17 protein-coding genes are annotated in these 14,191 nt (G+C 31.3%); 2 read left to right on the top strand and 15 right to left on the bottom strand.

Annotation, left to right across the window (positions count from 1 at the left end; genetic code table 11):
* The first annotated feature begins 8 nt into the window (after positions 1-8).
* Both AGR56_RS09400 and AGR56_RS09395 read left to right on the top strand, forming a co-directional pair.
* Positions 9-272, top strand: a complete 264-nt coding sequence (locus AGR56_RS09400; protein WP_053242044.1) for a hypothetical protein — start codon at positions 9-11, stop codon at positions 270-272.
* Positions 272-1,030, top strand: a complete 759-nt coding sequence (locus AGR56_RS09395; protein WP_084756930.1) for a site-specific integrase — start codon at positions 272-274, stop codon at positions 1,028-1,030. Before AGR56_RS09400 ends, AGR56_RS09395 begins: the two co-directional genes overlap by 1 nt.
* A gap of 339 nt (positions 1,031-1,369) precedes the next feature.
* On the opposite strand, the gene AGR56_RS09390 is transcribed toward AGR56_RS09395, so the two are convergent.
* The 15 genes from AGR56_RS09390 to AGR56_RS20780 all read right to left on the bottom strand — a co-directional run bounded on the left by AGR56_RS09390 (position 1,370) and on the right by AGR56_RS20780 (position 14,154).
* On the bottom strand, positions 1,370-1,888 hold the full coding sequence (locus AGR56_RS09390; RefSeq protein ID WP_053242042.1) for a hypothetical protein: 519 nt from the start codon (positions 1,886-1,888) through the stop codon (positions 1,370-1,372).
* A gap of 122 nt (positions 1,889-2,010) precedes the next feature.
* Entirely contained in the window at positions 2,011-2,469 is a 459-nt protein-coding gene (locus tag AGR56_RS09385) for an exonuclease domain-containing protein (protein ID WP_053242041.1), read from the bottom strand.
* An 875-nt stretch (positions 2,470-3,344) separates the two neighbouring features.
* A complete protein-coding gene (locus tag AGR56_RS09375; RefSeq protein ID WP_198150008.1) occupies positions 3,345-3,890 on the bottom strand; it encodes a hypothetical protein in 546 nt (181 codons plus the stop codon).
* Positions 3,891-3,953: 63 nt separating this feature from the next.
* The gene (locus tag AGR56_RS09370) at positions 3,954-4,808 is read right to left on the bottom strand and encodes an N-acetylmuramoyl-L-alanine amidase (RefSeq protein WP_053242039.1); all 855 of its coding nucleotides are present in this window, start codon (positions 4,806-4,808) and stop codon (positions 3,954-3,956) included.
* An 18-nt stretch (positions 4,809-4,826) separates the two neighbouring features.
* Entirely contained in the window at positions 4,827-5,216 is a 390-nt protein-coding gene (locus AGR56_RS09365) for a phage holin family protein (protein ID WP_053242038.1), read from the bottom strand.
* A 32-nt stretch (positions 5,217-5,248) separates the two neighbouring features.
* The gene (locus tag AGR56_RS09360; protein ID WP_053242037.1) at positions 5,249-6,541 is read right to left on the bottom strand and encodes a hypothetical protein; all 1,293 of its coding nucleotides are present in this window, start codon (positions 6,539-6,541) and stop codon (positions 5,249-5,251) included.
* A 14-nt stretch (positions 6,542-6,555) separates the two neighbouring features.
* A complete protein-coding gene (locus tag AGR56_RS09355) occupies positions 6,556-7,179 on the bottom strand; it encodes a YmfQ family protein (RefSeq protein ID WP_053242036.1) in 624 nt (207 codons plus the stop codon).
* A gap of 3 nt (positions 7,180-7,182) precedes the next feature.
* Positions 7,183-8,211, bottom strand: a complete 1,029-nt coding sequence (locus AGR56_RS21710; protein WP_053242035.1) for a pyocin knob domain-containing protein — start codon at positions 8,209-8,211, stop codon at positions 7,183-7,185.
* 57 nt (positions 8,212-8,268) lie between these two features.
* The gene (locus AGR56_RS20240) at positions 8,269-8,904 is read right to left on the bottom strand and encodes a hypothetical protein (RefSeq protein ID WP_198150006.1); all 636 of its coding nucleotides are present in this window, start codon (positions 8,902-8,904) and stop codon (positions 8,269-8,271) included.
* A gap of 3 nt (positions 8,905-8,907) precedes the next feature.
* On the bottom strand, positions 8,908-9,957 hold the full coding sequence (locus AGR56_RS09340; protein WP_053242034.1) for a baseplate J/gp47 family protein: 1,050 nt from the start codon (positions 9,955-9,957) through the stop codon (positions 8,908-8,910).
* Positions 9,958-10,404, bottom strand: coding sequence for a DUF2634 domain-containing protein (locus AGR56_RS09335; protein ID WP_053242033.1), 447 nt, complete (start codon positions 10,402-10,404; stop codon positions 9,958-9,960).
* Complete coding sequence (locus AGR56_RS09330) at positions 10,389-10,670, bottom strand: hypothetical protein (protein WP_053242032.1); 282 nt, start codon at positions 10,668-10,670, stop codon at positions 10,389-10,391. Before AGR56_RS09330 ends, AGR56_RS09335 begins: the two co-directional genes overlap by 16 nt.
* A 10-nt stretch (positions 10,671-10,680) precedes the next feature.
* Positions 10,681-11,610 carry a hypothetical protein gene (locus tag AGR56_RS09325; RefSeq protein WP_053242031.1) on the bottom strand — a complete coding sequence of 310 codons (930 nt, stop codon included), beginning with the start codon at positions 11,608-11,610 and terminating at the stop codon, positions 10,681-10,683.
* Complete coding sequence (locus AGR56_RS09320; RefSeq protein WP_053242030.1) at positions 11,611-12,060, bottom strand: hypothetical protein; 450 nt, start codon at positions 12,058-12,060, stop codon at positions 11,611-11,613.
* Between the two features lie 24 nt (positions 12,061-12,084).
* Positions 12,085-14,154 (bottom strand): hypothetical protein, encoded by a 2,070-nt coding sequence (locus AGR56_RS20780; protein WP_053242029.1) that lies wholly within the window; start codon positions 14,152-14,154, stop codon positions 12,085-12,087.
* Positions 14,155-14,191: the final 37 nt, after the last annotated feature.

Raw genomic sequence — 14,191 nt, 5'->3', positions numbered from 1 at the left:
TAGATAAAATGAATGATTATAAAAATAAATCTGCTGCAGGTCTCCTTTCATCTGATGATAAAATAACCTTGCAGCAGTGGTTTAAAACATGGTTATATGAATATAGAGTAAATGATTTAAGACCTTCAAGTTTAGAGAAATATAATGGCATTTACAATAACTACATTAAAAACTCTGAAATTGGAGTTATAAAGCTTAAGGACTTAAGTACTTCAAATTTACAGGCATACTATAATGTCTTAATGAGTAAACATAAAAAAGTCCTAACGTAATTAAGACAATAAATAAAACTATTAAGTGCTGCTTAAACCAAGCTGTCAAAGAAACATATATTTTATTTAATTGCAGCAACAATGTAATACTTCCAAAGCTGGCCAGTAAAAAGGAAGTTGAGATATTCACTGTTGAAGAGCAGCAGCAATTTATAAGATCATTGGATAATCATAGGCATAGAGTATTGTTTATATTGGTCTTTGCCACTGGCTTAAGACTTGGAGAAGTTACCGCTCTAAAATGGCATGATATAAACTTTGAAAAGAATGAGCTTAGTGTAAAAAGAACCTTTAAAAGAGTTACTATATTAGGTAAAACAGAGGGTAATAAAACTGAAATAATAGAGCAGCCACCAAAAACAGAACATAGTAAAAGAACCATTCCAATACCTTCAAACGTAATAATTGAATTGAAAAAACATAGAAAAAATCAATTAGCAGAAAAGCTAAAAAATAAGCTTATTTACGTTGATAATGACTTAGTATTCCCTAATGAAATAGGAGAACCAACAGATCCTAGAAATTTAGATAGGAGCTATGCAAGAGCTTTAAAAAATGCTGGTATATCACATAAAAAGTTTCATGCTTTGCGCCATACTTATGCGACAAGATTATTCGAGGCTGACGTACCATTAAAAACAGTTCAAGAGCTTCTTGGTCACTCTGATATATCAATAACTGCTAATATATATACTCACGTTATGCCTAAACAGAAAATAGCAGCAGTAGAGAAAATTAATAGCTTATTTGCTTTATAGCTTCAATAAGCTATTTTTATTTTTTGCTTTTAAAATCATACTAAATTATAACTTTTTCCTGTGGGTTGTGTTACGGTTGTGTTATTTTATAAAAAAATAAAGGCTGATAAGCTACTATCAACCTTACGCAATGCCTTATTTAATATGTATATTGGTGCGCCCAGAGGGAGTCGAACCCACGACCTCCAGATTCGATTTTTTAGAAATATTTTAAAATAAGAGAATATATAATCGCCATAAAATAAGGCTTTACGTATACAATAAATTTTACTGGTATAAACCTATATAAAACTTTTGCGGGAAAAATGCGGGAAAAAGGAGCATTATTTAGTGCTCCTTTTATTTAAGATTGCTCATCAAATATCTATTTATATCATAATCTCCATTTTTAATATTGTTTTTTAAATAGCCTACATCTTTAATTGATTTGTCAAATGATTTTAATATTAGTCCTTTAAACTTTAATATATCATTTAAATCTTCTATTATTATTCTCGTCCTACCTGTTTCTGATTTTGGAGATAGCTCATAGTTTCCATCTGGAATTACCGCTTTTAATTCATCCATAGAATATCTTGAAACTATAAAATGTTTTTTAGCAGTTAATTTGATTCTGAAAAAATTATAAAAAATATTTATATCAAAATAATTTCCTGTACGTGAATATCTTAAATATTCAATATTCTTATTTTCACTAATAAGCATGTCTTTAATTATTTCATAGCATTTTAATTCATCTTCACTAAATACTATATCATCGTTCTTTTTTACTTCATCAATAATCTTTTTACAATATTTTATATATATTTCTGCGGCAACTTTGGTATCATCTGATGCCCTATGGCTATCTAAATCCATTTTGAAATATTCCTTTATGGTTATCAGTTTATGATTATCTAAGTTCTTGTACATCATTCTACTTAAACCTAAAGTATCAATAACCTTGTTTTTAACATATCCGTCGCCATCTATATTTGCATTTAAGAAACCAATATCAAACTTGCGTTATGAGCTACTATTGGTAAATCTCCTATAAATTCTAATAACTTAGGAACTATCTCACTTATTCTAGGACATCCATTAACCATACTATCATCAATATTGTTTATCTTAGTAATTCTACTTGGTATATGTATCTCTGGGTATATCAAAGAATGAAATTCATCTACTATTTTTCCATTGCAATATTTAGTTGCTGCCACTTCAATTATTTTATCAATATTGGCACTTAAGCCTGTTGTTTCAAAGTCTAATGATACAAAATCATTAAAAACTTCTTTGGTAAAATTTATACTGTATTGCTTATATTGTTTAACTTCAATAGATTTAGGTTCTCTTTCTGTATGTGCATTATTTTTCTTATGAGCACGGTTACTTTTTACTTCTGTTCTTATAGCCAAAGTGATTAAAGCAATTGCTATTAATACTAATATTAGCATATAATCAGCTCCATTCTTTGAATATTTTAAAAATCGCCTATATATTTACTTTAATTGTAACAATTTTATACTTTATGTCAATAAAAACTTATTTTTAGATAAAAAACTAAATTATAGAATATCTTAAAAACATTTTTTCATTTAATGTGATACACTATACTAAACATAATAAACGTTAAAAGGAGATGAATAAAATTGAATCTACTTAGTTATGTTATAGCATCTATTGCTATGCTTTTTATCTTTATATATTCATTAAGATTCTGCGTAAGAACATACTTTAATATCGAGTTTGAAAACAATGCTGATACTTTTTGTAGTTTATTTGTATTTCTTATATTTATTTTGGTATTAGCAGGATTATTAGATAAAAAATTTGAATACGTAGTTACTTATTGCGCGAAATTTTCATTTATACCATTATTTATTTTTCTTCACTTGCTTATATGGTATTTTCTAACTTTTACTTTTTCGTTTTTCAATTTTCTTATAATATTTACCCAAGCCAATACAAAAGATTTTTTTATTGGTAATATACCTAAAGAAATTATTATTTTTTTATACAAGCCCATAAAAAAATTGCAAATATTTGAACCCATTTGGCAACACAAAAATAAACTTAGATACAAAATTTAATATTCATAGATTAAAATCAATTATTTTTGCCTTTTATTTAATAGCAGGAATTATAGTTGTTTCTCCTATATATAATTATCTTCTAAGTTTATCTGATATAACTCCATTTTTATCTGTTTTAAAAACTGATTATGATACTTATCAGAAGATATTTATTGTAAGCTTAATTCCATACTTCTTAAACTTTGCTTTTATAAAGAAAAAAAATACCTAGCAGGACAATCCTACTAGGTATTTTACTATTGTACTACTGCTGTAGATTTAATTGTATTAAGTTTCTGCTGTAGCTGTAAGTTTTGACTTTGAAGAGTATCTGCCTTGTTTAATGCATCTTGAAGTTGCTTGTTTTTTTCAGCTTCACTTACTGGAGCATGTCCTAAATCTTTGACCGCATTTTTTATAGCTGCATCTATAAGCTCCTTCTTATTATCATCTAAATTTATATTCATTTCTTTTAATACACTTAGCACTACATTTTCAGCTATTTGTGCTCTATCATCCTTTTGTATATCACCTGCATGATAAAGTTGTTCAGCTTTTCCGACAGCAATCGGCGCCCATTTTTCTATAATTTCAATTACTGTTTGCGCTGATTTTGGTAATATAGGTTTTAATTCATCTGCCACAGCTTTAACAATTTCTCCTTTATTATTTAGTTCTTTTATAGCTCCATCTACATTTACATTTTTCTTTTTTAAGTATGGTACAACTCCCAACATAGCTCCTAAAGCTCCAAAAGTAACCCCAATTACTGATATTAACATCAACGTATTATTTGATATCATAATAAAACCTCTCCTTAATTTTTATTTTTTATAAATAAATAGTGCCATTTCTGACACTTTAGATTAACTTAAATGTAGTATTTTTGACCATGTAGCTTTTCCAATAATTCCGTCCGCAACAAGCCCATGAGCTTTCTGATAAATAATTGCTGCTTGTCTTGTAGCCTCTCCAAATATTCCGTCTATACTTAGTCCTGCACCGCATAGGCTATTCAGAACATATTGAATCCATTTAACTACATTTCCAGTACTGCCCACTTGAAGTAAAGGTGATTTTCCTAAGGTTTCCGGTCCTGGTATATCATCCGGATTTGCATTAATAAGACTTTGTAATTGTTTGATGCTGCCATTTGGAGTAAAACCACTTGCTGAATTTCCGCTTGATACTGGTGTGTAAGTACCGCCCATTGCTGATATAACACCTCTAGCAATTGCATCTCCTAAAGCTTCTGGATTATATTTATTGCAATCTGCTTGAGTATCACAAAAGAATGGTTCAATCAATATTGCTGGCATATCAGTGTGATCTGTTACCCATAACCTAGGTGTTTTAATTCCTCTATTTTCAAATCCTAATGCACATATTTGACTTAATACAGATTCTGCAACTCTAGCACTTGTACTTGATGCATTTGGTGCAATTTCTATTTCTGACCCTCTGCCACAACCAGCATTTACATGAAAACATAAATGCAAGCTTGAACCACTTGCATTTGCTTGATTCGTTCTATATGTTAAAGATTCTTGTAAACTCATTCTGCCCTGTGTCGGAGTACAATTTACACAGTTGTGCCCTGCTCTTTGAAGTGCTGCTATTGCTATAGGCGCATATGTCCTTATTTCCTTTTCCTCGTTTAAATATCCCTCTGCTCCTCTATCCTGTCCAGTTCCATGTCCAAAATCATAACTTATTGTCATTTTTATCTATCCTCTCTTTTATTTGTTTTTTAATTGTTCTAAAGCATCTACCAGCTTTTTAGGCACTGGTATACCTATTTTCACTACATTTTCTAGAAGACTAATAGCTTCATTACCTATATAAAAATAGCACACGAGCGTTCTAAACACCCATGTGCCATTTTTAAGAAGCCTGTCTAATAAGACGGCTACAATAACGACTATTATTATTGTAGTTTTCCTAAGTATGCCTTTAAATCCTTTATTACTATTTAGGTTCTTTTGTATCCATCCGCCTATAACTCCAGTTGCATAATCTAAAGCCATAAAGGCAACTAAAACTATTAAGCATGTATCCCACCCACCCAATAAATAAGTAAATAACCCGCCTAGTACAGCAACTAAAGTATTAAAAACATTTCTATTCATTTTACGCCTCCTATTTAATTATTAGTTCATATTTAATAAAAAATTCTGCATCTGTATGTTCCCGGAAAATTTGGGATTGGAATTCTATATTTTCCATTAACGATGGCACTTGAGAAATAGCTTCCAGCGGATATAATTTGGCATGCTACACTCAGCGAAGATGCCTGATATATAATATCATCGCTGTAAATCGCCGGGTCAATAAAATTATATGTTGGATTAAAAACTAAAATAAGTTTTGGAGTTTGTAGCACAGGAACATCAACATAATGCTGTGATGATATTGATCCTTTAGAATCAGTAAAGTTATACGCATCACTTGATAATGATAAGTCAAGCGTTTGTAAGCTAACCATAGTACCTATAATCTTTGCACCATTTACATATGCACTTTGACTATTTAATATTTGATTTGCTGTAGCTGTAGCATCTGATGTATCTACAACTGAACTTTTGCCACTTACTCCAAATATGTTTGCACCTGATTTAATATTTGCGCTTATTAAATCAGCATCACCAGCTACAGTAATTGGGCCATCATAAATTCCTGCTGACTTTATAATATTACTCGTTGTTGGTGTTATTGTTTGTGCTGCTGTTGCTTGAACTGCAAGTGTGCCAGCAACCTTAGAGCCATTTACGTAAGCTGTTTGACCGCTTCGTATTTGTACTGCTGATGCTGTGGCATCTGCTGTATCAACTACGCTGCTTTTGCCAGCTACTCCAAAAATACTTAATCCAGATTTTATGTTTGCAGAAGCTAAATTACTATCTCCTTTTACATAGCCACTTCCATTGTGATATCCATTTGCTATTGTTTGATTACTTGTTCCAGGAGTAATTATAACTGCTCCTCTATTTGCCATAATTCCAGATATATTGCCTCCACTATCGTTTGTAAAAGTATATCCTGTTAAAACTTTATCGGCAGTTACAGTTCCACCACCTCCTTTACCCTGTAATATAAAAGAATCACTAGAACTTTCATAAACTAAATTAGCTGGTAAATTTGCTCTAACATTTGTAACTGCATTTCCAAAATAATCTTTAACTGACTTCGCACCTAAAGAATTTACATTAAGAGTTATAGCACCTGTTGAAGCTACATTAAATTTTGCTCTTATTTGTAATCCATCAGTTAGACTTGATACATTATTAAGAGTTATTGAATATGCGTTTCCGCTATTTGTTGTAACTGCGTAATTATCAATTGCTCTTTTCTTTAATTCTGCATCAATTATATCCATATTTCCATTTAATACAGATATATCAACTACATCAGTTCCATCTGGCTTTTTTAAAGCATAATTAGTTGTTTGTTGCATAAATATCACCTTCCTTAATTATCACTAAATACTTTTAATTCATTCCATGTATTCGTTTTTACACCATCCCATGTTTCCGATTTATTTTTTATAAAATCCCAAACTGTATAGGTGTATTTAAAATCGTACCCAAGATGAGCGGGCTTTATTGTTTCTAACATTTCTTTAAAAGCTTCTAAGTTTTTTGGTATCCCTAAAACTCCAACAAATTGTACTGTGAAACTGTAGTTTTCTGGATGTTCTATTATATTTACCTCTCCACCAGAAAAAGCTTCTGCGGCATTTTTTATCATTTGCTTCGTTGTTGTCCCATAGCTCCATAGTTTTGCTTTTATAACCTCTCTGCGTTCCTCATAGCTCTCATTTATATCTGTAGGAATATTAAGTTCATTCTCCCATAAATTAAGTCCCCATGTTGCAGTAGAAGGATTTAATTGATTTATAAGATCTTGGATATTACCACCTAAACTATCTAAGTCTATGCCTGTAGCTTTAAAAATTTCATTTAACCATTTATCTTGCCTGTATACTTTGTGAACATTTCCAATTAAATTACTTTTATAATTTGAGGGTATAATTACATCTTGTGTGTTATTTACTCCATATTGATTTGTTCCATAGTTTTCAGTACCATACATCCATCACACCCCCTTGAGGTCATTCCAAGAACACTGTTTCGAAGATGTTAGAATTCTTATCCAATTCCCCCATGTCCCCGCTCTTTTTTCTCTTATCCAAGCAGAACCACTTGTTTGATTTACCATTGAAAAAGCTATTTGTGTAACATAGTTAGTGTCAGCTGAGGCTATTACTAATAATTTATGCCAATTAGAGCCGATATCTGGAACATAATTTGTCGGTGTTCGGCAATCATACCATCCATTACTTATAACATTGTTTAAATCTGGTGAATTTAATCTTGCTGAAATTCCACCAAGTCCATATCCTGAAGGAGCAAAATCTGATGCATTTTTTCCATCTACTGTATTACTATCTTCTGCTTTATCTACAATTCCGTTGTTATTAGTATCATAAACTGATTTAAGCATATCTCCGTAGCCTGCTTGTGATATTTCACTTTTGGTTGCATACTTAGTATCACACTCTGTTTCAGTGTAATACCTGTCATCATGTGTATGGGATTTTGGTGCCTGAGCATTTACACCATTTGAATCAAGAGTTGCAACTCCTCCGGCAATGCCCATTTCTGACCTTTTTACTTGTACATCATTTGTTACATTTCCAAGTCCTACATCACTTTTTGTTGTTCCATGTGGATTGGTGCCACTACCTGGATGAGTATAAACTGTAGTTTCTTTCCCATCTATTTGTATATTTCCATTTGTGGTGGATAAATTTATTTTGTTCGCTCCTGTACTTATACTGTCTAATTTTGTTTTATAAATATTATCAAAATCATTTGTAGATAATCCTTTTCCAGTTATTTTATCTACTTTATTGCTAACTGTATTCCAAGTATCTATTAATGTTTGTGTTATAGTTTCTAATAAACTCAAATTTCCATGAGTATGTTTTTTGCTATTTGCATCATTCCAGTTTGATTTTTCAGTATCAGTTGCCCACCTATGGGTTGAATCTTCCGTAATCATTGTTGCCGGATGTGAAACTGGATGCACATAATTATTTGCATTATTCTGTATACCAGCCAACTTATTTTTTCTGTGGTAGTGTAGTCCTCCGTTGAAAGTTGCTTTCCTTCTATCTTGTCAACTTTTTTTTGAAAGTTCAGTTGTAATTGTTACTGCAAAATTAGGATCATCATTCAAAGCATCGGCAATTTCTTTTAAAGTATCCAATGCCGAAGGCGCTGCATTTACAACCATTTGTATTCTTTGGTCTGTTTCTGATTTAGTATAAGTATCTGCTTTATCTGACTTCTTAAGAAGTTCAGTGTCAACATAAGTCTTTTCTGATTTATTATCTTCTACCGTTTTAATCCTAGTTTCATCATTTAATACTCTTGTATTATTAGAATCCTTATACCTATCAACTTCATTTTCTATATTGGTTATACTGCATTGAACTTTGTTTATATCATCAGCCTCTACGGTATCTCCTGTAGTTTCGTAACTGATATATAAGGGTGTAACACTTGAATATATTTTTATTATTTTTTTCCATGGAGTTGTAGAAGGTGTTGAAAGTGTATAAGTGTCTACTTTATTTCCTGTAAGTTTTTCCCCTGTATAAACATTAAGTGAAGATACAGAAATATTGTCATGCTGTAATTCACTCTCATATGATCCATTAACTAAATCTACTTTTTCCTCAATTACATAAATATTACCTTCGATTTTGTTTAACTTATCATTAAATTTATCTATATCATCTGGATATGCCATTAATTACACCCCCAAACTTACAGTACCTACTACTGGTATTTCTTCACTTTGTAATGTCACATTGACAGCAACAGCATTCAAAGTCAGATTGTTATAATCTAATGCTCCAAGAGTGTTTAAAAGTAAATCGCCTATCTTGGCATAAGAAACATAAGTGTAAGTATCGCTAAATGCTATGCTTTTTAAATACTCATTTACAGCAGTATTAAAACTGTCTTGCACTTGCTGTAGAGTATATGAATTAGATAAAACAATTTTAGCTGTTATATCTATATTTTTTTCAACTGCGCTTGTAACAGTTACGGTTGCCCCTATAGGTCTATTTTCTTCAATATGCTCTTTTACTGCATTTACTAAGTCTGTACTTGCTGCTCTTTTATTACTATCAATTATTACTACTTTTACAGTTCCGTTGCCTGCCCATAACGGAAATGGTTTTGCGTCTCCAACCCCCGTAACTTCTTTTGCCCACATAGCGTAATGATATTTATTACCACTTGTTGCTGGCGTTTGTAGGCTCTCATAGAACCTCTTTTTAAGGTCGTCGTCACTTTCTTCATTGTAACCGCCATATGTTCCAGAATTATTATTGCACGCTGTAATACCTATCAGTGTAACTGGCATTTGTGTAATTGAATTAGCTCCTACATTACCACTATCACCAGCAACTACAGCAACAACATTTATATCCGCTGTATCAGTTACATTTGCATCTTCCATAGCAGAAAACTGTATATTGTTAGGTGTAGAAAATATATCTCCTGCTTTTATATTTCCATTACCCTTTACAGTAACAACGCCCTTTGCGAATGTGGCTAATTTTCTGTCAATGCCTCGCCATTCTTTTACCCTTTGAGTGAGTTCATCATCACTTAAATTACTTACATAAATCTTTACTATAACATTATCTAAGGCTTTATAAAGAATACTTTCCTCGATAGCAAAAGAACGTGTAAAATCATACGTAGGATAACCAACTGACTTCTCATAAGTATCATCAATATTATCAAGCATATTAGAATGAATATTATCTACTGTTTTATCTTCATACACCTATACCATCTCCTCTACATCTAAAGTGGAGTTATCCGTAAGCTTTATATTTGCCTTTATAAATAATTTGTCCTTTTCTTCTATAAGTTCTATATTGTCTACACTCTTTATTTCTGTATTTTTCAGCAACCCTTTTTGGATTTCTGTCACTATAACTTGTCTATAAAATATATTAAGTTTATGTCCTATAATCTTTTCTAAATTAACACCAAACCCAGTGCTTTTATATACCTCATATTTATCTACGCAAGTCCTAACGCATAATGAAATCCATTGCCTTATAGTTTCTTCCCTCGGTGTGTTAATTAATTTACCATCACTTAAAATAAATTGCCCTGTGTCAAAATCAAACTTAAAACTACGACCTAGTTCTTTTTTAATTGTCTCTGTATTTGCATTAATGTTTAAAATCTGATTTTGTAAATCTTCATTCATTTCAGGGAACATGTTAAAACCTCCCTTACAAAAGTTTGTCTATAATAAAAAAAGTTCTGGTTATCTTCACTAGAAATAACTAGAACTTTATCATTTATATATAATTCTTTTAATGAAGCGCATATATGAATATGCCCTTCATCTAAAAGAATATTATCATCAAGTATTCCTATTTTAATTGGATTTATATTTAAAACTTTTCCTACTACTGCACCTATATAATCTATATTATCTCTAGCTTTAAGTACTTTTGCTAAATATACATCCCATCTTTCCATATAAACACCTCTAAAAATCTAATGTTAAATCCACTGTATGTCCTTTAGAATTTACTTTATGCGCTGCGCTTTTAATACGTATCCAATCATTTATCCCAAAACTAGATAATACAATATTAATCATTCTATTTGCTTTTATATCATCTGCACCCTCAACATTATCAATTATCTTAGTAGATAAATTTAAAGTCTTAGATATCTTATTATTTTTTAATATGAAATTTCTAGCAATTTGATAAGCTTGACTCTGATTTTTACTATCTATAGTTTGTATTTCCTGTAATAAACCATATCTAGCAATAGAATCATCATTTTTACTTATAGCATAGATTGCATTATCATTCTCATCATTCGATTGAATAATACATTTATTTTTCATATCTTCTATAGAACTATCAACACTTATATCACTACCAAATAAAAGCTTTGGTGCAATCTTCATATCTGATAGTTTAGAAATAGTAAGAGTGTATTCAATCATTTCTTTTATATATTCAATTCCTGTTTCATCTGTAGCTTGTTTTAAAATATCATCTATAATGCTAGAAACTTCTTGTGCTTTATATATTTTATTTATGTTGGTAGCTATAGGGCAAACATTTTTTCTTAAATTAAATTGTTGCATAAGCTGATTTATAGCAGTTGAAGCAGAAACATTATTGAATTGAATAGTGGTTTTATTTTTATTTGTATACCATCCATAATCTATACCTGTATAACTATTAACAAATTTCTTTTGTGTCTTTTTAATTATTGTTCCGCCTATAATTAGCCTTGTATCATTCTTCCATGCAAATTTAGTTCCTTCTTCCATATTTAAAAGACTGTCAAAAGTAAATTCTGTTGCAAGAGTGTCAGCATCACTAGACCACGCAAAATTATTACATTTAGATATCACATTTACCCATTCAGTACCATATATCACATATAATCCATACATTTATGATACCTCTCTATATTGCTTAAAATCTATAGAATATTGAACATCTTGCATTTTATCTATATACCATTTAAAACTTTCTACAGTAAAATAATCATCTACTATGGCGTAACCATCTGAACCACCAAAGACATAGCGAATAGGTTTTTTATTTCTCTGTGCATTGCTAAAAAACTTTATATATGTGGCTGGAGCTTCTTTTTCTTTTTGAAAAGGATAATTCTTTCCTACTGCTGGGAAAAAGCTTTCTAATGTAAAAGTAACAAGTTCAACATTCCCCAAAAGAGGGTAATATCCATCATTATAAGTTTCAAAGGTATCATTATTTGATGCCCTTGTAAGTTCTGGCATTTTTTCTGGTAATACTGGTATTCTTAAGATATCCCCTAATTGTCCATCATCTGTATAATTAGCTACATATATATCATATTTAATTCTAACCACCTCCAAATATAAGAGTGGTTAGATCCACTCTTATACATTTAACAAAGCTAACTTAACCTTATTTGCTATTTTATTTCCTAGATCATCTGCATATTCTTCATTGCCTATTACATTGCCTTGTATAATTACATTTATTTCTATTGGTTGTTTATTATCATTTACCATTTTTTCGCTTAAGTCATGCGGGTAAATTTTAGTCCCATTTGGAAGTTGCTTTATTTCTCCACCTTTTTCATCAGTAATGGCAAATTTATCTGTAAAGTATTGAGTTCCTTTAGCGTATTTTGAAACTCTGCCCCCACCCTTTACAGTTGCAGTTGAATTTTTGCTACCTGATGTACCGTTATTTAATCCTACTTGTCCTATGTGATTTAATTTTCCAAAACCCAAACGAGTACCATCCGGCAAGTCTATGCCATCAAGAAAGTTTACTGCATCAATAAGCTTATTTATTAATCCTATACAATAGTTTACAGCACCATAAAAAATGTTTTTGATACCTTCCCATATGGATGAAAACCTTGCTTCAACCGTATCCCAATTGTTGTATAAATAAACTCCTGCTGCAACTAAAGTACCAATCAGTGCTACTGCCGCCGCTACAACCCAAGTCCATGGATTAGCTTCTACAACTAAATTATAAGCAGCTGTTAGTCCTGTTGAAATAACAATACCTGCATCATATATCTTAAGCGCTAAAGTCATTAATCCAATTGATGTTGCCACTCCTGCAAATATCGGTTCTAATGTTCCCCAGTTTTTATTTATAAAATTAAATGTATCTGTTGATATATTTAAAACACCTTTTACTGCGTCTGTTACAACATCAAAGCCCTTTTGAACTCCTGGCAAAATATTAGTCTTAAGAGTTGCTATATCTTTACTTCCAGTCATAGTTTTAAATAAGTCTAATACAGAATTAATAAAATCTTGTACTGGCTTTTTTAAAGATACAACATCATTTCCAACTGTACTTACCATATTAGTTATAGAATTATCTATCTCATGCGGAATTTTGTCCCATAGGAAATTATGCAAATATCCTGCAATTATTTGTATTCCCTGCTCTGCTGTATCTGCTTTAAACGCCTTTCCTAATACGTCTCCTACTTTAGGAAGAACGTCTAAAAATCCGTTAAAAGCTTGCAACCCTTTATTAAGATAGGGCAATAAATAGCTTGCTATTGTAGCTCCTGTCTGTTGTAAGTTAGTTTTTGCAATTCTAAGTTGATTCGCAAATGTATTTGAAGTCTTTGCAAAATCGCCTTGCATATCCTTACTTACTTTCATCAAGTAATTGTACCGGACTTGTGTTTGTTCAGCTTGTGACATCTGTGTCCAAGATTTATGAATGCCTTGGCTAAGTGCATATGCTGATAAATTAGCAACATCCATATTTATACCTAAACTTTTAAGTGGCATCGTTTCTCCAGATATACCACTTCTTATCTTTTCAAAAGCATCTTCTATAGGTAAATTATAAAAACTGGCAAAATCGCCAGCCAAACCAGTTAAGTTCTGTGACATGTTTATAAGACTATCACCAGTTATGCCACTTGATTTCATCATTGCACCAAGAGTACCAGTAAATTGTTTTGCTTGAAGTTGTGATAATCCAAAAGCCTTTAATGCTGTATTACTCCATGTATTTATTTGACTTGCACCTTTTCCAAATGTAGTATCAACCACGTTTTGAACTTCAACTAAAGAAGATGCTAAATCTATACTTTGCTTTACCGCTTCACCTATAGCGAATCCTGCAGCAGCTCTAGCAATAGTACTTTTTATTTTTCCAACTGCTTCTGTTGCCTTTGACATTTCTTTTATATTTGATTGAGTTTTCTTTACTTCACTTTGGAATGTCCTCGAACTCTCTGTTGCTTTCTTCAAGGTTGGTGTCCAATTATCCCTAAGATTTAATATTGTTGCTATTACTCTTGACACTTGAACACCCCCTACTTTTTTACCGCCTAAAGCTTCAAAAATAGCCTTATATTTTTCTTCTTCTTCTTGCACATACTTTTCTTTTGCATAAGAATAAAAGATACGCTCTACATAACTTGCATTGAGCATATCTTTTAATTTTTGTCCATGATTCACATGGAAGGTAACTACTTCACTTAAATAGTTATCTTCC

It is taken from the genome of Clostridium sp. DMHC 10 (genome assembly GCF_001270375.1).
GTDB lineage: Bacteria > Bacillota > Clostridia > Clostridiales > Clostridiaceae > Clostridium_S > Clostridium_S guangxiense.
Note: the sequence above shows the minus strand (reverse complement) of the source record. Positions and strands in the feature narration are given on the sequence as shown.